This window comes from Burkholderia sp. BC1 (assembly GCF_052683555.1).
This window is the reverse complement of the sequence record NZ_JBQYLP010000073.1, coordinates 1-21,517: the sequence shown is the minus strand read 5'-3', so window position 1 is coordinate 21,517 and position 21,517 is coordinate 1. Positions and strand designations below refer to the sequence as shown.

Here is a 21,517-nt window from a genome sequence, read left to right as displayed (position 1 = left end):
CGCCATGCGCGGTGTGAGGGCGTTGTGTTTTGGCGAGGCTAGCGCGGGCGCGATCGGTTGCGTCGTGCGTCGCGCATCGTGCTTCGTGCATCGTGCACCAGGCGATAAAAAACCCCGCGCCGTTGCATGCGACGCGGGGTGCGGGCAGCGTGAGCGCGCGCGGATGCGCGGCGCGCCGGTGCGTTCGTTCAGGCCGCGCGTTCGGGCGCCGCGGCGACGACGCGCGCCGTGCGCGTCGGTTTCAGGCTCGCCGACCAGCGCATCGCCGGCCGTTCGAACAGCAGGTAGAACAGGTACGCGACCGGAATCGCGACGGCGATGAAGCCGAACGACGGCCAGATCGACAACTGCAGTTGCGAGCGGAACAGCACCGAGCCGAGGCAGACGAACAGCGGCAGATGGATCAGGTACAGCGAGTAGCTGAAATCGCCGAACCAGCCGAGCACGCGCAGCGGCAGCGTCGGCCGCGGCGGGCACGCGAGCGCGCGGTACAGGAAGCACGCGAAGCCGGCCGCCCACAGCTGGAATGCGCCGTACTGCCCGAAATGGAACGCGCCGCAGCCGGCCGCGAGCAGCAGCGCGGCCGCGCCGTACCAGCCGCGCGACGGCACGGCGGCCGCGCCGCGCGCCGGTTGCGCGCGCACGTCGGCGATCCAGGCACCGATCGTCCACGACAGCCAGTACGACGTGAAGAACTGCAGGTCGTGCCGTTCGAGCAGCCATGCGGACACGACGTTGACGAGCGCGACGGCGGCGACGACCGCTGGCATGCCGATGCGCCGGCGCACCGCGAACAGCAGCGGATAGATCGCATAGAACTGCACTTCGAGCGACAGCGTCCACAGCGCGCCGTTCGACCCGTACGTGTAGCCCGCGACGCCTTGCAGCGAGAACAGGTTCACGAGGAATGCCGTGACGCCGATGTCGCGGATCTTGTGGCTGACCGGCTGGATCTGCAGGCTGATCGCGTCGAGCGCGAGCGTCAGCAGCAGCGCGGCGAGCAGCACCGGATAGATGCGCGCGAAGCGCCGTGCCCAGAAGTTCGGCGCGTCGAGCCGGTAGGCGGGATCGGCCGCGAGCTTCAGCGCCGCGTTGCGATGGATGCAGTAGCCGCTGATCACGAAGAAGATCGGCACGCCGGCCGAGCCCCACGCGAACGGGAAGGTCAGATAGCCGACGATCACGCTCGGGTCGAGCGCGTGACCGTAAGCGCGATGGAAGCTCTGCATGCCGACCCACACGACCTGCCGGCAGTGGAAATACGCGACGAGCAGCGCCGCGAAGCCGCGCATGGCGTCGATCACGTGCTCCTTGCGATCGGCGACGGGCGGGGCGGCGAAAGACGTTCCGCTGAAAGCTTGCATGCGATTCGGTTCCTTGCGACGGATGAAGGGACGATCCAATCGTAATCCGCAAGAATTCGATCAGTGAATAAAAAAATCGCGATCGAAAATCGTGTTATTTCAGCATGTGGATTTACAGGGACTTGAAAGGCGCGGCCGGTGAGGGGTAAATTATTTACCGATTTTTTTCTGATAGTTTGAAGCTCCAGTTGATTGATGCAAGGAGCGCAAGATGGACATGCATTGGATCGCGAGCGCCGGCGTACTGCTGGTGATGGCCGTGCTGTCGGCGTACCGCGAGGCGCTGAAGAACGAACCGATTCGGCCGGGCCTCGAGCGCGGCGGCGTGCCGCTTATCGAGGAATTCGAATCGTAACCGTTTGTATCCGGCCGATCGGTAATTTGTTTCTGCTTCGGCAATCGACTCGGCAATATCGACCGCTTCAAATGGCGATCGATTTACCGGAAATCATGGGCAACCGGTCCATATCGAAAGCGAATGGCAGGGAACGGGCAGTAGCGGCGATTCCCGATATGCCGTTCTGAAAACAATCGCGCCGGGTCGCGGAGCGACGCGGCGCAATCAATGCAATCAGGATGCGAACATGTTGAAAGTCAACAAGGCCGTGTTTCCCGTCGCCGGTCTCGGCACGCGGTTCCTTCCGGCAACGAAGGCGAGCCCGAAAGAGATGCTGCCCGTCGTCGACAAGCCGCTGATCCAGTATGCGGTCGAGGAGGCGATCAACGCCGGCATTACCGAGATGATCTTCGTGACGGGCCGCAGCAAGCGCGCGATCGAGGATCATTTCGACAAGTCGTACGAGATCGAAGCCGAGCTCGAGGCGCGCGGCAAGGAAAAGCTGCTGGAGCTCGTGCGCAGCATCAAGCCGAGCCACGTCGACTGCTTCTACGTGCGCCAGCCGGAAGCGCTCGGCCTCGGGCATGCCGTGCTGTGCGCCGAGAAGCTCGTGCACGGCGAGCCGTTCGCGGTGATTCTCGCGGACGATCTGCTGCACGGCGAGCAGCCCGTGCTCAAGCAGCTCGTCGACGTGTTCGATCACTATCACAGCTCGGTGATCGGCGTAGAGACGATCGCACGCGAGGACAGCCGCTCGTACGGCGTGATCGAAGGCCGCGAGTGGGAAGAGGACGTGATCAAGCTGTCCGGCATCATCGAGAAGCCGGCGCCCGAAGACGCGCCGTCGAACCTCGGCGTGGTCGGCCGCTACGTGTTCATGCCGACGATCTTCGATCATCTGCGGCGGCTGAAGCCGGGCGCGGGCGGCGAACTGCAGCTCACCGACGCCGTCCAGTCGCTGCTCGCGAACGAGCAGGTGCTCGCGTATCGCTACTACGGCACGCGTTTCGACTGCGGCAGCAAGCTCGGCTATCTGAAGGCGACCGTCGAGCTCGCGCTTCAGCATCCGGAGGTCAGCCGCGAATTCGAAGCGTATCTGCGTACCTGTCTGCCCGCGCTGGCTGCCGTCGCATAAGTCTCCGCGCAGCGCTGCCGTTTCAGGTGGTGGTTGTTCCGTTGGCCCCGGCCGCTTCGGCGTCCGGGGCTTTTTTGCGTGTGCACGGTGTGCGGCGTGTGCGGTTGCAGGTAGGTGCAGCGGTCGGGTTGGAATGATGCGTTGGTGTACGGGCGCAGCGGAGTAGCGGAATGGCCGAATAGCAGAGCAGCGGTGCAACGACTCACGGCCCACGGCCCACGGCTCACGATCGAACGCCGAACGCCGAACGCCGAACGCCGAACGGCGCGCAGCGAACGCCGTCGCGGCACGTCGCCGAGTACGCGCCGACGCCCTCAGCGCGCGGACGTCCCGGCCGGCACGACGAAGCGGCGCGCGAGGTGCGCCGCGATCGGCTTCTTGAATTCGAGCAGCCGTTTCTCGAGGTAGCGCCACGACAGATGCGCGAGCAGCGTCGCGAGCGCGAACTGCAGCACTTCGGGCAGCACCGGCCGCAAGACTTGCGGCACGTGGAGATGCGCGTAGAGTGCGGGCATCACGCCGATGCGCGCCGGAATCAGGTTGTGGAAGAGATAAAAGCCGTAGCTGATCGTGCCGAGATATGCGAGCGGCGCGCAGTCGAGCAGCGCGACGACCGGATGCTCGGGGCGCGTGACGATCCACAGCAGCAGCGCGCCGAGCGACGCCGACAGACCGAGATCCGCGAGCGCCGCGACGCCGTCGGACAGCGTCGCGCACGCGGGCAGCGCGATGAAGAACACGACGCCGGCCGCCGCGAGCCAGCCCGGCGCGATGCGCGGCGTGTCGCGTGAGCCGCGGTCGGCGAGCAGCATCGCGCCGACGCCGCCGAGCGCGATCAACGCGAAATTCCACGGGGAAAACGCGTAGATCAGCACCGGCGACGCGTCGCATAGATACAGCGCGACATGCGCAGCCGCGCAGAGCACGATGGCCGCGATGCCGAGCGCGACGTGTCGCGCGGCCGGCACCGCGAGCAGCACGAGCGGCGCGATCAGATAGAACTGCTGCTCGACCGCGAGGCTCCAGAAATGCGACGTCGAGCCGGGCCAGCCATCCTTCACGACGCCGATCCAGTAATTCGACAGGAACGCCGCGTGCCAGGCGAGCCCGAGATTCACGTCGCGCTGATAGAACAGCGCGTGCGCGATCGCGAGCGCGGCGAGCAGCAGGTAGTAGACGGGAAAGATGCGCAGCGCGCGTTTGGCGAGGAACAGCGCGAGCGCATGCCGGCGCGTCATCGCGGCGCGCTCGACCGCCTGCCGGTTGCGATGCAGCTCGCCGACGATCAGGTATCCGCTGATGAGGAAAAACGTCCACACGCCGAGCTTGCCGACGTCGACGGCGAGCACGTGGCCTTTGTGGGACAGGAAAACGAGGATGACGGCGATGGCTCGCAGGCCGTCGAGTCCTTTGACGTATCTGACTTCGCGCATGAAGACATCCGGGCGTTGAGCGAGGTCAGTATAGGCGCGCAAATATCGAACGTAATTCGCAAGCGGACGCATACGTATAGGCGTTTTGCTGCGTTCGCGCGTCGTCGGAGTCGGCGGCGCGCAACAAAACCTGCGGGAAACCCCGCGAAAACGCATAAAAGTACTGCACGAAGCGACGAGGCGCTTGTAGAATCCGGCGTTGAAGCGCGCGCGTCGCGTGCTTCGTGTATCCAACGACCACACCTGGTAGGAGAAACATGGCGACTTCCGCAAAAAAGGTGGCCAAGAAGGCTGCCGCACCGGCCAAGAAAGTGGCTGCCAAAAAAGCAGCGCCCGCGAAGAAAGTAGTGGCCAAGAAGGCCGTCGCGAAGGCGCCCGCCGCTCCGACGCCGCTGAAGGACAAGTTCACGAAGGCGTCGCTCGCAGCGCACATCGCTGAGCGCGCGGCCGTGGAAGTGAAGGCAGTGAAGGCAGTGCTCGCCGCACTCGAGAACGTCGTGCTGGGCTCGATCCACAAGAAGGGCGCGGGCGAGTTCACGCTGCCGGGTCTGCTGAAGATTACGGCGCAAGCCGTGCCGGCGAAGAAGAAGCGCTTCGGCAAGGATCCGTTCACCGGCGAAGAGCGCTGGTTCCCGGCCAAGCCGGCTACGGTGCGCGTGAAGGCACGTGCGCTGAAGAAGCTGAAGGACGCAGCGGCGTAATGCCGCGCGACGGCAGCCGGCTGCGGCCGGCCGCCGTCGCACCGTCCGACGAGATCCCCGCCCGCGAAAGCGCGCGGGGATTTTTATTGCGCTGCGGGCGCCGTCATCGCAGCCGCGACCGCAGTCGCAGTCGCAACCGCGTATCGCGCGTCGGCCGTCGCGTGCCGTACGTTACGCGGGCGTGCCGGCGTAGGCGGCCTTCAACGCGGCGACGTCGAACTTGATCATCTGCATCATCGCGCTCGCGACGCGCCCGGCCTTCACGGGATCGCGATCGGCCATCATCGGAATCAGTTCGGCCGGCACGATCTGCCACGACACGCCGTAGCGGTCGCGCAGCCATCCGCAGGCGTCGGCGGCACCGCCGTTGTCGAGCAGCGCGTGCCAGTAGCGGTCGAGCTCGGCCTGGTCCGCGCAGCTCACCATCAGCGAAATCGCGTGATTGAACGACTCGGTCCGCTCGTGGCTCATCGCGATGAACGGCTGCCCGAACAGCTCGAATTCGACCATCCGCGTGCCGCTGGTACCTTGCACTGCGGTGACGCGCACGACGCGCGAGTCGGGGAAAATCGATGCGTAGAACGCCGCGGCTTCTTCGGCTTCGGTCGAATACCAGAGGAACGGCGTGATCTTCTGAATCGTCATCGCGAATCTCCTTGTCAGGTTGGGGGCGACGCAAACCGCGCGCCTCCATCGGAACGACGGTCGGCGACCGTCGAAATCGACATGCCGCAGCGAGCCATCTTCGCACTGTATCGGCCGGCGCGACAGTGCGATCCACGCCCGAGCGTCATGCCGGCACACGCAGGCAGCGGAAGCGGCGCGCGAGCCGCCCGACGGACGAAAAAAAGCCAGTCGCGGCCGAAACCGATGACTGGCTTTTCAGTTCGGCGGCAGCGCGTCGAAACGCGCTGTACGCCGGATACGTCGTTTTTAGAACTTGTGGCGCAGGCCGAGGGCAACCATTTCCTGCGACTTCGTGCCGGCATAGCCGTACGAGCCGATCGATGCTTGCGCTGCCGACGTCGTGCCGTCCGCGTTGAGCTGCGTGCCGCTGGCGTGCTGGTACGCGCCGACCAGGTAGACGTCCGTGCGCTTCGACAGCGAGTAGTCTGCGCCCAGCGAAACCTGGTGGTACTTCGCGTCCGTGTTGCCGCTTGCCTTCGTGTACGAGTAGCCGAGGCCCAGCAGCAGCGGCGCCGTGACCTGGTACGTCACGAAGCCGCGGCCCGTGTTGTACTTCTCGGTCGACGAGAACGTCGAGTAAGCGTCCGGCTTGTATTGCGCGTTGCTGTAGCCGAGGCCGAACGTCACCGGGCCGATCGCGTACTGAGCTGCGACTTGCGCGATGCCGATCGACTTCGCCGTCACATAGCCGGCGTTGATCGGGCCGTCGACGATGTTGTCCGACGTCGTCGAGCCCCAGCCGCCACGGACCGCGGTGGTCGTCGGCGACGGGTTGTTCGCGTAGAAGTAGCCGGCTGCGATGCCGATCGGGCCGTTGTTGTAGGCCGCAGCAGCCGACCACGTCTGACCCTGGCCCGGCTTGCCTGCGATGCCGCTCAGGCCGTACATGCCTTCGAACTGGAAGCCGGCGTAGACGGGCGACGTGTACTTGATTGCGTTGCTGACGCGCAGGCTGTTGTCGTTGTTGTCGACGTCACCCGGGGTCGCGAAGAAGCTGCCGAAGTAGTTGTCAGCCGTGACTGCCTGGACAAGGTCGACGACCGGGTCGTACTGGCGGCCGAGCGTCAGCGTACCGTACTGGTTGCTTTGCAGACCGACGAATGCCTGGCGATTGAAGATCGTGTTCGCTGCGCTCAGCTTGCCCGTGCCCGGGTTGAAGCCGTTTTCGATCTGGAAGATTGCCTTCAGGCCGCCGCCCAGGTCTTCAGCACCCTTCAGGCCCCAGCGGCTGCCTTGCAGGTTGCCCGACAGCATTTGCCACATGTTGTTGGCTTGGCCGTCATTGCCATGAACGTAGGCAATCGACGTATCGATCACGCCGTACAGCGTCACGCTGGATTGAGCCTGTGCAGCGCCGGCGGCGCCCAGCAGGGCGAGCGAGAGGGCCGAGAGAGCAAGTTTCTTCATCGTTGAGTATCTCCACGCAAGTGATTCGTGATTCGTTATTTGTTGCGGATTGGAGAATAGCTCAGTGCCATACAGGCAAGAAAGACTAAAAAATAAAGTGTCTCGAAAAGATCACACCAACGAAAAGTCCATATATTTCAAGCACATCGCGAACTGTTCCTGTTTTTGAAATAGTTGACATTTGCTGCGCTGCGATTGTTGCGGAGGGTGGCGCCCACCACAACATGACGCGTGTTTTGGCCGGACCGCGCACTGAAATCGCGGTGTGCAAACGTTTGCGATTGCAGCGTTGCGCATGCAAGTGCCGCGCCAGCGCGACGTGCCTATCCGCTGAACAAAAGGCATCGCAGAAAAGGGAAGTTCGGCGTGAGGAGCGCGACCGCTTGCACGACCGCGCGTCGGCGGCGTAATCGCATGCCGGCGGCTACGCCGGAGCGTCGGTCAACCGTCGCGCGTGCGCTCGCCCGGCGGGCGGGTGGCTCGCGTATCGTGCGCCGTTGCATCGGGCGCCGCCGCATCGCGCGCCGCCGCATCCGTGCGCCGATATGCCTCGCCGCGCGCGGCCGAGAATTCCGCGCCGAGCAGCAGCACGAGCGCCGAGAAGTACAGCCACATCAGCAGCACCGCGAACGAGCCCGCCGCACCGAACGCACTCGCGGTGCCCGCACGCGCGAGGTAGAGCGCGAACAGCTTCTTGCCGCCGGAGAACAGGATCGCCGACACGATTCCGCCGACCGCGGCGTCACGCCATGCGACGCGCGCGTCGGGCAGGAATTTCAGCAGCGCCGAGAACGCGCCCGCGAGCACCGCGACGCCGACGACGAGCTGCAGCACGTTCGTGACCACGACGTAAGGCGAATCGCCGAGCAGCCAGGTGCCGATGAACGTGATCGCCGTGTCGAGCACGAGCGACACGATCAGCAGGAACGCGACGCCGAGCACGAGCCCGAACGACACGAGCCGCACGCGTACGAGCCCGAGCACGCTCGACCAGCGGCTTTCGGTCGCCGGCCAGATCACGTTCAGCGCCGTGTTCAGCGACGCGAACGTCGCCGACGCACCGATCGCGAGCGCCGCGAACGAGATCAGCGTCGCGATGCCGCCGCGCTCGCCTGCGCGATGCGCGTTCTGCACGATGGTCTGGATGCTGGCCGCCGCGTCGTCGCCGATCAGCTGATGCGCCTGCTCGAACACCTGGCCGCGCGCGGCCTCGTCGCCGTAGAACCAGCCGGCCACCGCGATCACCATCACGAGCGTCGGCGCGAGCGAGAACGCGGAGAAGAACGCGATGCCGGCTGCCATCGACGAGCAGCGGTCGGACGAAAAACGCTTGAACGCGGTCAGTGCCCAGTTCGCCTGCCGCTGCGCGAGCCGCGTGGCCTCGGAAGTGATCGGTCGTTTCATGATGGTCGTGGCGACGTCCGGCGGCGCGCCGGTGCGTCGGAATCGCATTGATCGGGATTCAAGTATTGATCCGAAGAGCCGTACATAGTTGCGAAGTTTGCGAAGTGTCTATAATTGCTTTCAGCTTCCTACCCCACAATAACGCCGAGACCACCATGCTACACATGTCCCGGCGCCAGTTCCTGAAGGTGACGGCAACGTCGCTTGCCGGATCGAGCCTGGCCCTGATGGGCTTTTCTCCGTCCGAAGCGCTTGCCGAAGTCCGACAGTACAAGCTGGCGCGCACAGTCGAAACGCGCAACACCTGTCCTTACTGTTCAGTCGGTTGCGGCATCCTGATGTACGGCCTGGGCGACGGCGCGAAGAACGCGCAGTCGAGCATCATCCACATCGAGGGCGACCCCGATCATCCGGTCAATCGCGGCACGCTGTGCCCGAAGGGCGCGAGCCTGATCGACTTCATCCACAGCCCGAACCGCCTGACGCACCCGGAATACCGCGCGCCCGGCTCGGACAAGTGGGAGCGCATCTCGTGGAGCGACGCGCTCGACCGGATCGCGAAGCTGATGAAGGCCGACCGCGACGCGAACTTCGTCGAGACGACCGAAGACGGCGCCAAGGTCAACCGCTGGCTCACGACCGGCATGCTGGCCGCGTCGGCGGGCAGCAACGAAGTCGGCTATCTGACGCACAAGGCTGTCCGCAGCCTCGGGATGCTCGCATTCGACAATCAGGCGCGTGTCTGACATGGCCCGACGGTGGCAGGTCTTGCCCCGACGTTTGGCCGTGGAGCGATGACGAACCATTGGGTCGACATCAAGAACGCGGATCTGATTCTCGTGATGGGCGGCAATGCAGCCGAGGCCCATCCGTGCGGTTTCAAATGGGTGACGGAAGCGAAGGCGCACCGCAAGGCGCGGCTGATCGTCGTCGACCCGCGCTTTACGCGTACGGCCTCGGTGGCCGACTACTACGCGCCGATCCGTACCGGGACCGACATCGCGTTCCTGGGCGGCGTGATCAACTATTTGCTGACGAACGACAAGATCCAGCATGAGTACGTGAAGCACTACACGGACTTCACGTTCATCGTGCGCGAGGATTTCGCGTTCAACGACGGTCTCTATTCCGGTTACGACGCGGACAAGCACGCGTATCCGGACAAGTCGAGCTGGGATTACGAGCGCGGCGACGACGGGTTCGTGAAGGTCGACCCGACGCTGCAGCATCCGCGCTGCGTCTACAACCTGCTGAAGCAGCACTACGCGCGCTATACGCCGGAAGTGGTCGAACAGGTCTGCGGCACGCCGAAGGAGAAGTTCCTGAAGGTGTGCGAGATGCTGGCGACGACGGCCGTGCCCGGCCGCGCGGCGACCGTGCTGTATGCGCTCGGCTGGACCCATCACTCGATCGGCGCGCAGATCATCCGCACCGGCGCGATGGTGCAGCTGCTGCTCGGTAACATCGGCATCGCCGGCGGCGGGATGAACGCGCTGCGCGGGCACTCGAACATCCAGGGCCTGACCGACCTCGGCCTGATGTCGAACCTGCTGCCCGGCTACATGACGCTGCCGATGCAGGGCGAGCAGGACTTCAACGCGTATATCGACAAGCGCGCGCAAAAGCCGCTGCGCCCGAACCAGCTCAGCTACTGGAAGAACTACAAGGCGTTCCATGTCAGCTTCATGAAGGCGTGGTGGGGCGACGCGGCGACCGCCGAGAACAACTGGGCGTACGACTACCTGCCGAAGCTCGACAAGCAGTACGACCTGCTGCAGACGATCGAGCTGATGCACGCCGGCAAGATGAACGGCTACATCTGCCAGGGCTTCAATCCGCTCGCGGCGGCGCCCGCGAAGGTGAAGACCGCGCAGGCGCTCGCGAAGCTGAAGTGGCTCGTGATCATGGATCCGCTCGCGACCGAGACGTCGGAGTTCTGGAAGCCGCACGGCGACTACAACGACGTCGATCCGTCGAAGATCCAGACCGAGGTGTTCCGGCTGCCGACCACCTGCTTCGCGGAGGAAAACGGCTCGCTCGTCAGTTCGAGCCGTGTGTTGCAGTGGCACTGGAAGGGCGCCGAGCCGCCGGGCGAGGCGCGCAGCGATCTCGAGATCATGGCCGGGCTGTTCGTGCGGCTGCGCCAGATGTACCGCACCGACGGCGGCAAGTATCCGGATCCGATCGTGAACCTCTCGTGGCCGTACGCGGATCCGGAAAGCCCGACGCCCGAAGAGCTCGCGAAGGAGTTCAACGGCCGCGCGCTCGCCGATCTGCCCGATCCGAAGGATCCGTCGAAGGTGCTCGTGAAGAAGGGCGAGCAGCTTGCCGCGTTCGCGCAGCTGAAGGACGACGGCACGACCGCGAGCGGCTGCTGGATTTTCTGCGGCGCGTGGACGCAGGCCGGCAACCAGATGGCGCGGCGCGACAACTCGGATCCGACCGGCATCGGCCAGACGCTGAACTGGGCGTGGGCATGGCCCGCGAACCGGCGGATCCTGTACAACCGCGCGTCGGCCGACCTGGCCGGCAAGCCGTTCGATCCGACGCGCAAGCTCGTCGCGTGGAACGGCGCGGCGTGGACGGGCGCCGACGTGCCCGATTTCAAGGCCGACGAGCCGCCCGAAAACGGGATGGGGCCGTTCATCATGAATCCGGAAGGCGTGGCGCGCTTCTTCGCGCGCGCGCAGATGAACGAAGGCCCGTTCCCCGAGCACTACGAGCCGTTCGAGACGCCGCTTTCCGCGAACCCGCTGCATCCGGACAATCCGCAGGCGCTGAACAACCCGGCCGCCCGCGTGTTCGCGGACGATCGCGCGTCGTTCGGCAAGGTGGCGGATTTCCCGCACGTCGCGACGACGTACCGGCTGACCGAGCATTTCCACTACTGGACCAAGCACGCGCGGCTGAATTCGATCATCCAGCCCGAGCAATTCGTCGAGATCGGCGAAGACCTCGCGAAGGAAGTCGGCGTCGCGCACGGCGATCGCGTGAAGGTGTCGTCCAAGCGCGGCTACATCGTCGCGGTGGCGCTCGTCACGAAGCGGATCAAGCCGCTGACCGTCGACGGCAAGAAGGTCCAGACGGTCGGCGTGCCGCTGCACTGGGGCTTCAAGGGGCTGGCGAAGCCCGGCTATCTCGCCAATACGCTGACTCCGTCCGTGGGTGACGGCAACTCGTACACACCGGAATTCAAGTCGTTTCTGGTGAAGGTCGAAAAGGCGTAAGGGGGACGAGATGGCATTGCAATCGCTGGACATCAAGCGCGTATCGGCCACCACGACGCCGCCGCCCACGGCGCGCGAACCGGTGACCGGAAGCGTCGCGAAACTGATCGACGTATCGAAGTGCATCGGCTGCAAGGCATGCCAGACGGCATGTATGGAGTGGAACGACCTGCGCGACGAAATCGGCACCAACGTCGGCGTGTACGACAATCCGGCCGACCTCACCGAGCATTCGTGGACGGTCATGCGGTTCTCCGAATACGAGAACCCGCAAGGCGACCTCGAATGGCTGATCCGCAAGGACGGCTGCATGCACTGCGAGGATCCGGGCTGTCTGAAGGCGTGCCCGTCGCCGGGCGCGATCGTGCAGTACAACAACGGGATCGTCGATTTCCACGAGGAGAACTGCATCGGCTGCGGCTACTGCGTGACGGGCTGCCCGTTCAACGTGCCGCGGATCTCGAAGAAGGATCATCGCGCCTACAAGTGCACGCTCTGTTCGGACCGCGTCGCGGTCGGCCAGGAGCCGGCCTGCGTGAAGACGTGCCCGACCGGCGCGATCGTGTTCGGCACGAAGGAGGACATGAAGCAGCACGCGGCCGAGCGGATCGAGGACCTGAAGGAGCGCGGCTTCGAGCATGCGGGGCTGTACGACCCGCAGGGCGTCGGCGGCACGCACGTGATGTACGTGCTGCACCATGCGGACAAACCGTCGCTGTATCACGGGCTGCCCGACAATCCGTCGATCAGCCCGATGGTGCGGCTGTGGAAGGGCATCGCGAAGCCGCTCGCGGTCGCGGGCCTCGCGCTGACCGCGCTGGCCGGGTTCTTCCACTACGTGCGCGTCGGCCCGAACGAGGTGACCGACGAAGAGGAAGCCGCCGCCCGCGACGAGGCGCGACGCATCAAGGAGGACGCGAAATGAAGCACGACAACCCGAACCTGATCGTCCGCTACACGGCGAACGAGCGCACGAATCACTGGATCACCGCGATCACGTTCGTGCTGCTCGCGCTGTCCGGGCTCGCGCTGTTTCATCCGTCGATGTTCTGGCTCACCGCGCTGTTCGGCGGCGGCCAGTGGACGCGGATCCTGCATCCGTTCGTCGGCCTCGTGATGTTCGTGTCGTTCGCGCTGCTCGTCGTGCGGTTCTGGCACCACAATCTGCTCGATGCGGACGACCGGCAATGGATCAGGCAGATCGACGACGTCGTCGCGAACCGCGAGGACCGGCTACCGCCCGTCGGCCGCTATAACGCCGGCCAGAAGCTGCTATTCTTCACGCTGGTGGCGTGCCTGCTGCTGCTCCTGCTGTCCGGGATCGTGATCTGGCGGCGCTACTTCTCGTTCTACTTTCCGATCGGGGTGATCCGCGCGGCGGCCGTCGTGCATGCGGTGGCGGCGTTCGTGCTGATCGCGAGCATCATCGTGCACATTTATGCGGCACTGTGGGTGAAGGGCTCGATCGGCGCGATGGTGCGCGGCACCGTCACGCTGGGCTGGGCGCGCAAGCACCACCCGAAATGGTTCCGTGAAAGCGTGAAGTAGCGCTGGGGAACGGGGTGGTGCGCCGGTCGTTTCGGCAGCGCCGCTCCGTCAGCGGCCGGAATCGCCCGAAAGCGCCGATGCGTCGGCGCTTGTTTTTTTGGAAGACACTTTCGTGACACAACGTATTCTCGAACCGACCGAGATCTCGGCCCTCGATCATTCCGCGATCCCGCGTTTCCGGCTGCCGGAGCGCAACGCCGTGTTTTCCGCGCGCGCGACGCGGCTGCGCAAGCTCGCCGATCTGAACCCGATCGCCGGTTATCTGCGGCTGATGGCGACCGTCGCCGACGCGCAGCACGCGATGCTGCAAGCGCAGCATGCGCCGCTGCCGACGCCCGACGCGATCGCGCGCGCGCAGCAGCATTCGATGCCGATCGTGCCGGCGCTCGGCGTCGAGCGCGATCCGCGATGGCGCGCGGTGCTGTACGAGCTGCTCGACCGCGTCGAGGGCGCGGGGCTCGTGAACCCGTCGCTCGCGAAGCTGCTCGACCGCCTGCGGCTGATGTCGCCGGCGGAACTCGATGCGCAAGCCGACGCGGTACTCGCGCTGCGCTTCGCGGAAGTCGATCCGGCCACCGCACCGTTCCTGATGGCGGCGCTGCAGGTCGTATGGACCGACGTCGCGAGCCGCATCGCGGCCGCCGACGTGCCGTATCTCGACCAGCCGGGGCTGTGCCCCGTGTGCGGCACGCACCCCGTCGCGAGCGTGATCCGCGTCGGCGGACAGGTCCAGGGCTACCGTTTCCTGCAGTGCGGACTGTGCGCGACCGAGTGGCACATGGTGCGCACCAAATGCTCGAACTGCGATTCGACGAAGGGCATCGCGTATCACGGCGTCGAAGGCGGCAGCGACGCGCTGAAGGCCGAGTCGTGCGACGAATGCAAGACCTATCGGAAAATCGGCTATCAGGAAAAGGACTACGAGTTCGAACCGCTGGCCGACGATCTGGCGAGCCTCACGCTCGACCTGCTGATGAGCGAAGCCGGCTATCGCCGCAGTTCGCCCAATCCGCTGCTGTGGCCCGATCTGTCCCGGGAGGCCGATTGATCGGCCGGCAGCACGGCGCGGTGTCTGCGCTGCGGTCGTCCGTCGCGAAGCGCCGGGCCCCGGCGCGCGTTCGCGCATGCGCGGCCGATTCGCGCGTGGGCCGATGCCCGTCTCTTTGTCGACAAGGAAGCTCCGTCACGTGTCCGATTCCGGTCTGAACGAATTGAATGCGGTGCTCGCGCGCGTGCCGTCGGTCGAGCGCGTGCTGTCGTCTGCGCCGCTGCAACCGCTGCTGGCCGACTACGGCCGCACGCGCGTGCTGAACGCGGTACGTGCCGAGCTCGAACGCTGGCGCAGCGCCGCCCAGCGCGATCCGGCCGCCGCCGAACCGCTCGACGAGTCGCGCATTGCGGCCGCCGTCGCGCAGACGCTCGCCGCGCAGAGCACGCACGCGATGCGCACCGTGTTCAATCTGACCGGCACCGTGCTGCACACGAACCTCGGGCGCGCGCTGCTGCCCGACGACGCGGTGCGCGCGGTCGTCGAGGCGCTCACGAAGCCCGTGACGCTCGAGTTCGATCTCGCGAGCGGGCGCCGCGGCGATCGCGACGACATCGTCGACGCGCTGCTGCGCGAGCTGACCGGCGCAGAGGCGGCCACCGTCGTCAACAACAATGCGGCGGCCGTGCTGCTGGCGCTCGCGGCGCTGGCGCCGAAGCGCGAAGTCGTCGTGTCGCGCGGTGAGCTCGTCGAGATCGGCGGCGCGTTCCGCATTCCGGACATCATGAGCCGCGCCGGCGCGAAGCTGCGCGAAGTCGGCACGACGAACCGCACGCATCTGCACGACTATGCGGACGCGATCGGGCCGCGCACCGCGCTGCTGATGAAGGTGCATTGCAGCAACTACGCGGTCACCGGCTTCACGAAGGAAACCACGCTCGCCGAACTGGCGCCGCTCGCGCGCGCGCACGGGCTCCCCGTCGCGGTCGATCTCGGCAGCGGCATGCTCGCCGATCTCGCGCAGTGGGGGCTGCCGCACGAGACGACCGTGCAGGAAACCGTCGCGGCCGGCGCGAATCTCGTCACGTTCAGCGGCGACAAGCTGCTCGGCGGCCCGCAGGCCGGCCTGATCGTCGGCGACCGGGCGCTGATCGCGAAGATCCGCAAGCACCCGCTCAAGCGCGCGCTGCGCGTCGGCAAGCTGACCTTGGCCGCGCTCGAGCCCGTGCTGCGTCTCTATCAGGCCCCCGAGTTTCTGCAGGAACGGCTGACGACGCTGCGGCTGCTCACGCGCGCGCAGCGCGACATCGCCGATACGGCCGAGCGCGTGCGTCCGGCCTTGCAGGCCGCGCTCGGCGCCAGCTACGCGGTGGACGTGGAGCCGATGTTCAGCCAGATCGGCAGCGGCGCGCTGCCCGTCGATCAGTTGCCGAGCGCCGGGCTCGTCGTGCGCACGGCGGACGGCAAGCGCAGCGGCCGCGCGCTCGCGCAGCTCGAGAAGCGGTTGCGCGAATGGCCGCGCCCGGTGATCGGCCGCGTCGCCGACAACGCGCTGCGGCTCGATCTGCGCTGTCTCGAAGCCGCGGACGAAGCGGCATTCGTCGCGCAATGCGCGCGGATTGCGGAGCCCGCTGCATGATCGTCGGCACCGCAGGACACATCGACCACGGCAAGACGACGCTCGTGCGCGCGCTGACCGGCGTCGACACCGATCGCCTGAAGGAGGAGAAGGCGCGCGGCATTTCGATCGAGCTCGGCTATGCGTATACGCCGCTCGAGAACGGCGACGTGCTCGGCCTGATCGACGTGCCGGGCCACGAGAAGCTGATTCATACGATGGCCGCCGGCGCGTGCGGCATCGATTTCGCGCTGCTCGTGATTGCCGCCGACGACGGCGTGATGCCGCAGACGCGCGAACACGTCGCCATTCTGCAGTTGCTCGGCGTCGCGCATGGCGCGGTCGCGCTGACGAAGTGCGATCGCGTCGACGCCGCACGCATCGCGCAGGTGCGCGACGAGATCGACGGCTGGCTGCGCGATTCGACGCTGGCCGGTGCGCCGATCTTCGAGACGCGTGCGACCGTCACCGACGATCCGGGCGTCGCCGCGCTGAAGCGGCACCTCGCGGACGCCGCGCTTGCCTGGCGCGCGCGCCGCGACGACGGGCTGTTCCGGCTTGCCGTCGACCGCGTGTTTACGCTGGCCGGGCAGGGCACCGTCGTGACGGGCACGGCCTTCGCGGGCCGCGTGAGGACCGGCGACACGCTCGCGATCGCGCGCACTGCGCGCGAGGTGCGCGTGCGCAGCATCCATGCGCAGAACCGGCCGGTCGACGCCGGTTGCGCGGGCGAGCGTTGCGCGCTGAATCTCGCCGGCATCGACAAGGCCGACATCGAACGCGGCGATACCGTCGCGGACGCGCGGCTGGCGGCGACGTCGCCGCGCGTCGACGTCGAACTGACGCTCGTCGACGATGCCGGCCTGACGCTCACGCACTGGTCGCCGCTGCACGTGCATCTCGGCACGCTGCATCGTGTGGCGCACGTCGCGCTGCTCGACGGCGACACGCTGGCCGCCGGCCAGCGCATGCGCGTGCAGCTCGTGTTCGACGAGCCGGTGTTCGCGCTGCCGGGCGACCGCTTCATCGTGCGCAATGCGCAGGCGACGCGCACCGTCGGCGGCGGCCGCGTGCTCGATCCGTTCGGGCCCGCGCGCAAGCGTCGCACGCCGGCGCGCCTTGCGTGGCTCGATGCGCTTGCCGTGTGGCTCGACGCGCGGCGGCTCGAGCCGCTGCTCGCGCAGGCCCCGCTCGGCATCGCACGCGCGACGCTCACGCATCTGACCGGGTTCGCACCGGAGGTGCTGCCGCTGCCCGACGACGCGTTGTCGGTCGGCCAGCGCGACCGCGCGTCGAACGACGGCACGGTGATTTCGCGCGCGCACTGGCGTGCGCTGCAGTCGCGTGCGATCGACACGCTGCGCGCGTATCACGAACGCATGCCGGACGAGCAGGGCCTCGATGCGGGGCGGCTGCGACGGATGGCCGTGCCGCTTGCCGGCGATACGCTGTGGCGCGCGCTCGTCGATGCGCTCGTCGACGGCGGCGAGCTCGCGCGTAGCGGGCCGTGGCTGCATCTGCCGTCGCATACGGTCAATCTCGACGCGCGCGACGAAGTGCTGGCGCAGCAGCTGTTGCCGCTGCTGCATGCGGGCCGTTTCGATCCGCCGTGGGTGCGCGACATGGCGCGCGATACCGGTGTGGCGGAGGACAACGTGCGCACGCTGTTGCGCAAGCTCGCGCGGCGCGGCGACGTGCATCAGGTCGTGCGCGATCTGTTCTATCACGCGGACGTATTGCGCGAACTTGCGCGGCTCGTCGCGCATCTCGTGGATTCGTGCGGCGGGGCCGTCGATGCGGCGACGTTTCGCGACGCGACGGGGCTCGGCCGCAAGCGTGCGATCCAGATTCTCGAGTTCTTCGATCGCGTTGGGTATACTCGCTTCCACCGCGATCTTCACTTCCTGCGTACGGACAGCGGGTGGGCCGGTAGTCACGCATAGGTGACGGTCGGCCGGTTGTCGGTCGGCGCGTCGCGTCGTTTCTTTTTCTCCGCGGAAGGCATTCGTATCCGGTGGTACGGCTGGACTTCAAATCCGGTTAGGGGCGTCAGACGCTCCTGGGTAGGTTCGACTCCTGCTGCCTTCCGCCACAAGGGTTTCAGGCGTTTCGATGCACTCCAATTGGAGGCTTGAAACGCCCGACGGTGTGGGTTTTTCTGCCTGATTCGTGCAACCGAGTCAGGATCGCCCGATCTTCTTGACGGCTTCCGCGAGCCGATCGGTCACCAGGTGAGCGTACCGCTTGGTCGACGTGGTCGTCTTGTGGCCCAGCACCCCGGCGACCGTGTAGAGGTCGATCCCGGCGTTGATCATTTCCGATGCGGCGCTATGGCGGAGGTCGTGGAACCGCACCCCCAGGTGGCCGGACTTCCGGCGAGCCTTGATCCACTCGTCTTTGATCTTCCACGCCGGCGCGGTAAATTTCACGCTCCGGGCAATCACAGCGATCCGCGGGTGAATCGGAATTAGCCGCGGTCGACCATTCTTCGTCGTGCCGAGAGAGAACCCGTCCTTGGTAGGGATTGCGCGCAGGATTTCGCTCAGTCGCATCCCGGAGTAGAACGCCGTTCGGATGGCTGCTCGGGTTTGCCGATGCGAACAAACTTTTGCGATTTCCAGCATTTCGCGACGCCCGTTGTACACGTGGCGTTCGTCGCTCTGCTTCGCGAGGATGGCCCGTACCATCGGTCAAAAAACGGGATGGGGCGTTCGATCATGGCGAATCCTTACCGCTGGTCGTTCTTGCGCCAGCACGGCGATATGTTCTTCGATTGTGTTTTCGGCGACTCAAAGTATCGGGTCCAGGTGGCCCATGAGTGCCTTACTGACTCTCCCGGATCCGATAGATCACGCGAGGGGGATGAAAAAGCGATCGTCAGCAACATGGACCGCATTCAAGCGATCGCGAGGAATAAAATTGAAGGCTGGGCGCATCCTCCAATTCAAATCTGAAACGACGACTTCTAACGGGGTTCGACATGGTTGCCACTATCCTGAATGCGGTAGGACTGATCCTCATCACGGTCGGTGGTATCGGCGCGGCGTTGTGCGCTCCGGCGCCACAATACAATCCGGACGGGTCCATCGCGATGGGGCCCAACGTCGACAAAGAGACGCGCATAGCGATGTACCGTCGGCAGCGCTTGATCAAGCTGCTGCTCTCGCTCGTCGGCGTGGGAGCTCTCTTCCAGCTCATCGCGCTGTTCGTCAGCTAGGGTAGCGAGACCCATTGGAGCGCGCAGCGTCGATGGCGTCCAGCACGACAGAACCGAAGAGGCGAGCGGCCACCTCCTATGAGGCGAACGAGTCGAGTTCAGCCGTGGTGATAGAGCGCTGCACGACTGCATCCTTGAATCGCACGGAGACGTAGACGCACTTATCGTCCACCACGACGCCGCTCGGCTGCTGCGTGGGGCGAGAAGCTTTCTCAACTCGTTCGCCGTGCCGAGATAGTTCACATCGCGGCAGATATTCGCCGCGCGCTTGATGAGATCGCGTTCTTCGGCCGTCAGCTTACTGGTCATGGTCGGCTCCATTCGATGAGCGGTTGGTCGGAGCGAACGTACAGCGGATGTCGCGGCGATCCGTCTTTTGTGGTGCCGAGGCACCAGAGGCGCGCACCAGCGTCACGGACGATCTCGACGACGGCCGTTACGCGATCGGGCCGTGCGTTGGCTCCCCATGCGCATACGACGTCGCCGTACTCGCGGGCGAACTTCCGGAGATAGGCGGGCGTCGTTGTCCGGCCCCACCGGGTCGGCATGCGACCACAGCGCGGCCGGGTGACGCAGCGTTCGGTGCTGCGTTGAACCCAACTATGCGTGAATGAATGCAAAAAACAAGAAGGATCTACTCGCGAATGAATTGTCTGTTGGAGAAGCTGCGTGACGTTAGCATTCTTACGGTACGCCTACATGGCATCAAACTGTGTGGCGACGGGGAATCGCGGGCCGAAGAAAGCCGGAATGTGTCAACGAGACCAGCAGATGAATAGGTATGCGATCGCAGCCGCGATCATCGGCGGGGGCGTGCTGGCGGCGTGCGGCGGCAACTCAGACGACTTGATGAGTCGCGCAAAGCGTGACAGGGACAGTCAGGCCATCGCACGATGCCAGGACTATGCTCGTTCACAGGCTACCCACCCGAGTACGGTGGATTTTTCAATTCGGGTTACGCGGGTTGCCGAGCAACCAGACGGTAGCGTGATCGTAGGCTCAACTTTTACTGCCAAAAACGGCTTCGGCACCGAATTGAAGTTTGAGGTCGCATGCCAGGTCAACGGTCAGGGAATCGTCGATGCGGCTGTTCGAGAGGCGATCCACTAAGTTGCTCCCAGAGCACATTATTGACCGCGCCGGGGTAGAGCCGCGGCGCGCGCTTCAGCACGCGGCCTGCGGACGAGTGAACGTAGAGCGAGTGCCATGAGTCTACCTCGCCCCCGCGGCCGCGAAATTCGCCGGCTCGTTGTGCTAACGCGGGGTCATGCGACGATGCCGGCAGCAGGCTGGCGACGTGGACACGTGTGACGCCGTGAGGTGGATTCGAGCGATGGCAGAAATGACAAGCCCCGCTCAGCGGCGGGGCTTTGTGTAAAGCTGGAGCCGAGTTTAGGCGGCCATTCGATCCTGTTGCGCATCACAGTCAGCAGCCGGGCATAGTGCGCTCAACACCGTCTCGACCGGCAGCGACATCCCTGCTTGGACGACGAGTTGCTCCAACACTGCCGCCCTAGCTTCGAGCTCGAGATTCGAATGCGTGAGTTCGATAATCATAACGACCCCTATTTCTTGGTTTGCTTGGGAATAACCAGCCAGCGGCCTTCCATCTTGGCATTGAACCCTTTCGCCTGAAGGAAAGGCAACAACGATACCAACAATTGTAGCAAATCAGAATTCCGGCCGTAAATTTTGACCACGTTGGAGGCATGGACTGCTTGGAGCCTGAACGTACCACCAATCGCAGCAGCGTAGATCTTAAGCACGTCAATCATCGTGTCTGAGTCTCGCACAATCAGTGTTTGATCGTACTGTGGCGCAAGGCGCAACTCAAGCATCTTAAGCCACCCCCGTGTCGGCGCAGGCTTCTTGGTGTACACGACGTGAACGATGGCGCAGGCATGGTCCTCGCCCTTCTTGAACACGCCATACGCCAGATGGTCGCCGTTTCCGCCGCCGGTGTAATCGATATGATCGTCGATCGATTCGAGCAGGCGCTCGTAGTCGAGATTTAGTATTCCCAAGTTTTGAATGGTACGGCGCCATGCGTCCTTAGTGGCCTGAAGCGATGTCGCGTCGAACGGCTTGAGCGAAGAGTGGTCCTTGAGTGTCGCCATCGTGGTCTTCCTTTGTAGCGTGGAGTTGTTCGTGCTGTAGCTGCGTAGCAAATGGTTGATAACCGCCTCGGGCCATTCGCTACTTGGGTGCTTGAAGTGTGGCGGACAGGACGGGTTGCTCGACAAGCTCGCGTTCCTTCTCGACGTGCGACACAAAGCCGTCGATGCCGGCGACCTCCAAGTCGATCTCACGACAAGGCATCGCGTTCCGCTCGCCGTCAGTGAGCTTCCCCATGCGGCCGTAGTTCTTTGCCGCGCACCGCGTGAGTGCGCCCAGTGGAGCGGCCCCACGTATCTGAGGACACGAGGACTCTCTTAAAATAAGGGATAGTCT

The 21,517-nt window shown here is 65.1% G+C and carries 21 protein-coding genes and 1 tRNA gene; 13 read left to right on the top strand and 9 right to left on the bottom strand.

The genetic code is table 11. The features are described 5' to 3' along the window. Positions 1-188: 188 nt before the first annotated feature. Positions 189-1,364: an acyltransferase family protein gene (locus tag ACSHSS_RS25395; RefSeq protein ID WP_035956013.1), complete on the bottom strand. Its 1,176-nt coding sequence runs from the start codon at positions 1,362-1,364 to the stop codon at positions 189-191. Positions 1,365-1,575: 211 nt separating this feature from the next. On the opposite strand from ACSHSS_RS25395, the gene ACSHSS_RS25390 reads away from it, so the two are divergent. After that, entirely contained in the window at positions 1,576-1,719 is a 144-nt protein-coding gene (locus ACSHSS_RS25390; RefSeq protein ID WP_006399609.1) for a hypothetical protein, read from the top strand. Positions 1,720-1,948: 229 nt separating this feature from the next. Continuing rightward, positions 1,949-2,836 (top strand): UTP--glucose-1-phosphate uridylyltransferase GalU, encoded by an 888-nt coding sequence (gene galU / locus ACSHSS_RS25385; protein ID WP_006399611.1) that lies wholly within the window; start codon positions 1,949-1,951, stop codon positions 2,834-2,836. A gap of 314 nt (positions 2,837-3,150) precedes the next feature. Here the strand turns inward: galU and ACSHSS_RS25380 are convergent, their stop codons facing one another. Next, positions 3,151-4,269 carry an acyltransferase family protein gene (locus tag ACSHSS_RS25380; RefSeq protein WP_059876086.1) on the bottom strand — a complete coding sequence of 373 codons (1,119 nt, stop codon included), beginning with the start codon at positions 4,267-4,269 and terminating at the stop codon, positions 3,151-3,153. A 257-nt stretch (positions 4,270-4,526) separates the two neighbouring features. On the opposite strand from ACSHSS_RS25380, the gene ACSHSS_RS25375 reads away from it, so the two are divergent. Beyond that, positions 4,527-4,970, top strand: a complete 444-nt coding sequence (locus ACSHSS_RS25375; protein ID WP_006399614.1) for an HU family DNA-binding protein — start codon at positions 4,527-4,529, stop codon at positions 4,968-4,970. Between the two features lie 171 nt (positions 4,971-5,141). Here the strand turns inward: ACSHSS_RS25375 and ACSHSS_RS25370 are convergent, their stop codons facing one another. The 3 genes from ACSHSS_RS25370 to ACSHSS_RS25360 all read right to left on the bottom strand — a co-directional run bounded on the left by ACSHSS_RS25370 (position 5,142) and on the right by ACSHSS_RS25360 (position 8,468). Further along, a complete protein-coding gene (locus ACSHSS_RS25370) occupies positions 5,142-5,615 on the bottom strand; it encodes a VOC family protein (protein ID WP_006399615.1) in 474 nt (157 codons plus the stop codon). Positions 5,616-5,903: 288 nt separating this feature from the next. Beyond that, entirely contained in the window at positions 5,904-7,064 is a 1,161-nt protein-coding gene (locus tag ACSHSS_RS25365; protein WP_048803848.1) for a porin, read from the bottom strand. A 441-nt stretch (positions 7,065-7,505) separates the two neighbouring features. Beyond that, positions 7,506-8,468, bottom strand: a complete 963-nt coding sequence (locus tag ACSHSS_RS25360; protein WP_059842852.1) for a YihY/virulence factor BrkB family protein — start codon at positions 8,466-8,468, stop codon at positions 7,506-7,508. Positions 8,469-8,623: 155 nt separating this feature from the next. Between ACSHSS_RS25360 and fdnG the strand changes: the two genes are divergently transcribed. The 7 genes from fdnG (at position 8,624) to ACSHSS_RS25325 (ending at position 17,941) form a co-directional block, all read left to right on the top strand. After that, entirely contained in the window at positions 8,624-11,695 is a 3,072-nt protein-coding gene (gene fdnG / locus ACSHSS_RS25355; protein ID WP_080594148.1) for a formate dehydrogenase-N subunit alpha, read from the top strand. Positions 11,696-11,705: 10 nt separating this feature from the next. Then, entirely contained in the window at positions 11,706-12,620 is a 915-nt protein-coding gene (gene fdxH, locus ACSHSS_RS25350) for a formate dehydrogenase subunit beta (protein ID WP_006415373.1), read from the top strand. Next, positions 12,617-13,243, top strand: a complete 627-nt coding sequence (locus tag ACSHSS_RS25345) for a formate dehydrogenase subunit gamma (RefSeq protein WP_445545707.1) — start codon at positions 12,617-12,619, stop codon at positions 13,241-13,243. Before fdxH ends, ACSHSS_RS25345 begins: the two co-directional genes overlap by 4 nt. 112 nt (positions 13,244-13,355) lie before the next feature. Continuing rightward, positions 13,356-14,291, top strand: a complete 936-nt coding sequence (fdhE, locus tag ACSHSS_RS25340) for a formate dehydrogenase accessory protein FdhE (RefSeq protein WP_012467868.1) — start codon at positions 13,356-13,358, stop codon at positions 14,289-14,291. Between the two features lie 139 nt (positions 14,292-14,430). Beyond that, positions 14,431-15,870: an L-seryl-tRNA(Sec) selenium transferase gene (gene selA, locus ACSHSS_RS25335; protein ID WP_176157336.1), complete on the top strand. Its 1,440-nt coding sequence runs from the start codon at positions 14,431-14,433 to the stop codon at positions 15,868-15,870. After that, complete coding sequence (gene selB / locus ACSHSS_RS25330; protein WP_445545706.1) at positions 15,867-17,792, top strand: selenocysteine-specific translation elongation factor; 1,926 nt, start codon at positions 15,867-15,869, stop codon at positions 17,790-17,792. The genes selA and selB overlap by 4 nt, the downstream gene beginning before the upstream one ends. A 53-nt stretch (positions 17,793-17,845) precedes the next feature. Continuing rightward, positions 17,846-17,941 (top strand) — tRNA-Sec (locus tag ACSHSS_RS25325). A gap of 88 nt (positions 17,942-18,029) precedes the next feature. Here the strand turns inward: ACSHSS_RS25325 and ACSHSS_RS25320 are convergent. After that, on the bottom strand, positions 18,030-18,536 hold the full coding sequence (locus ACSHSS_RS25320) for a site-specific integrase (protein WP_253635694.1): 507 nt from the start codon (positions 18,534-18,536) through the stop codon (positions 18,030-18,032). 30 nt (positions 18,537-18,566) lie between these two features. On the opposite strand from ACSHSS_RS25320, the gene ACSHSS_RS25315 reads away from it, so the two are divergent. Continuing rightward, positions 18,567-18,803, top strand: a complete 237-nt coding sequence (locus ACSHSS_RS25315; RefSeq protein ID WP_048803842.1) for a hypothetical protein — start codon at positions 18,567-18,569, stop codon at positions 18,801-18,803. Positions 18,804-18,829: 26 nt separating this feature from the next. Next, entirely contained in the window at positions 18,830-19,066 is a 237-nt protein-coding gene (locus ACSHSS_RS25310; RefSeq protein ID WP_048803841.1) for a hypothetical protein, read from the top strand. Between the two features lie 305 nt (positions 19,067-19,371). Here ACSHSS_RS25310 and ACSHSS_RS25305 read toward each other — a convergent pair whose 3' ends face one another. Beyond that, a complete protein-coding gene (locus ACSHSS_RS25305) occupies positions 19,372-19,614 on the bottom strand; it encodes a DUF1643 domain-containing protein (protein WP_230949165.1) in 243 nt (80 codons plus the stop codon). 223 nt (positions 19,615-19,837) lie between these two features. Between ACSHSS_RS25305 and ACSHSS_RS25300 the strand changes: the two genes are divergently transcribed. Continuing rightward, positions 19,838-20,176 (top strand): hypothetical protein, encoded by a 339-nt coding sequence (locus ACSHSS_RS25300; protein ID WP_048804772.1) that lies wholly within the window; start codon positions 19,838-19,840, stop codon positions 20,174-20,176. A 455-nt stretch (positions 20,177-20,631) separates the two neighbouring features. Here the strand turns inward: ACSHSS_RS25300 and ACSHSS_RS25295 are convergent, their stop codons facing one another. Together ACSHSS_RS25295 and ACSHSS_RS25290 are read right to left on the bottom strand one after the other, a co-directional pair. Beyond that, on the bottom strand, positions 20,632-21,183 hold the full coding sequence (locus ACSHSS_RS25295) for a hypothetical protein (protein WP_105783522.1): 552 nt from the start codon (positions 21,181-21,183) through the stop codon (positions 20,632-20,634). A gap of 79 nt (positions 21,184-21,262) precedes the next feature. Continuing rightward, entirely contained in the window at positions 21,263-21,418 is a 156-nt protein-coding gene (locus tag ACSHSS_RS25290; protein ID WP_181145692.1) for a hypothetical protein, read from the bottom strand. Positions 21,419-21,517 lie beyond the last annotated feature (99 nt).

Excerpts from the sequence above, each read along its gene's own strand:
- ACSHSS_RS25305 (WP_230949165.1), bottom strand. The coding sequence starts at position 19,614 with ATGCCGACCCGGTGGGGCCGGACAACGACGCCCGCCTATCTCCGGAAG.
- ACSHSS_RS25365 (WP_048803848.1), bottom strand. The coding sequence starts at position 7,064 with ATGAAGAAACTTGCTCTCTCGGCCCTCTCGCTCGCCCTGCTGGGCGCC.
- ACSHSS_RS25310 (WP_048803841.1), top strand. The coding sequence starts at position 18,830 with ATGGTTGCCACTATCCTGAATGCGGTAGGACTGATCCTCATCACGGTC.
- selB (WP_445545706.1), top strand. The coding sequence starts at position 15,867 with ATGATCGTCGGCACCGCAGGACACATCGACCACGGCAAGACGACGCTC.
- galU (WP_006399611.1), top strand. The coding sequence starts at position 1,949 with ATGTTGAAAGTCAACAAGGCCGTGTTTCCCGTCGCCGGTCTCGGCACG.
- ACSHSS_RS25300 (WP_048804772.1), top strand. The coding sequence starts at position 19,838 with ATGAATAGGTATGCGATCGCAGCCGCGATCATCGGCGGGGGCGTGCTG.
- ACSHSS_RS25360 (WP_059842852.1), bottom strand. The coding sequence starts at position 8,468 with ATGAAACGACCGATCACTTCCGAGGCCACGCGGCTCGCGCAGCGGCAG.
- ACSHSS_RS25320 (WP_253635694.1), bottom strand. The coding sequence starts at position 18,536 with ATGGTACGGGCCATCCTCGCGAAGCAGAGCGACGAACGCCACGTGTAC.
- ACSHSS_RS25395 (WP_035956013.1), bottom strand. The coding sequence starts at position 1,364 with ATGCAAGCTTTCAGCGGAACGTCTTTCGCCGCCCCGCCCGTCGCCGAT.
- ACSHSS_RS25375 (WP_006399614.1), top strand. The coding sequence starts at position 4,527 with ATGGCGACTTCCGCAAAAAAGGTGGCCAAGAAGGCTGCCGCACCGGCC.
- ACSHSS_RS25345 (WP_445545707.1), top strand. The coding sequence starts at position 12,617 with ATGAAGCACGACAACCCGAACCTGATCGTCCGCTACACGGCGAACGAG.
- ACSHSS_RS25390 (WP_006399609.1), top strand. The coding sequence starts at position 1,576 with ATGGACATGCATTGGATCGCGAGCGCCGGCGTACTGCTGGTGATGGCC.
- ACSHSS_RS25315 (WP_048803842.1), top strand. The coding sequence starts at position 18,567 with ATGGCGAATCCTTACCGCTGGTCGTTCTTGCGCCAGCACGGCGATATG.
- ACSHSS_RS25290 (WP_181145692.1), bottom strand. The coding sequence starts at position 21,418 with ATGGGGAAGCTCACTGACGGCGAGCGGAACGCGATGCCTTGTCGTGAG.
- ACSHSS_RS25380 (WP_059876086.1), bottom strand. The coding sequence starts at position 4,269 with ATGCGCGAAGTCAGATACGTCAAAGGACTCGACGGCCTGCGAGCCATC.
- ACSHSS_RS25370 (WP_006399615.1), bottom strand. The coding sequence starts at position 5,615 with ATGACGATTCAGAAGATCACGCCGTTCCTCTGGTATTCGACCGAAGCC.
- fdxH (WP_006415373.1), top strand. The coding sequence starts at position 11,706 with ATGGCATTGCAATCGCTGGACATCAAGCGCGTATCGGCCACCACGACG.
- ACSHSS_RS25295 (WP_105783522.1), bottom strand. The coding sequence starts at position 21,183 with ATGGCGACACTCAAGGACCACTCTTCGCTCAAGCCGTTCGACGCGACA.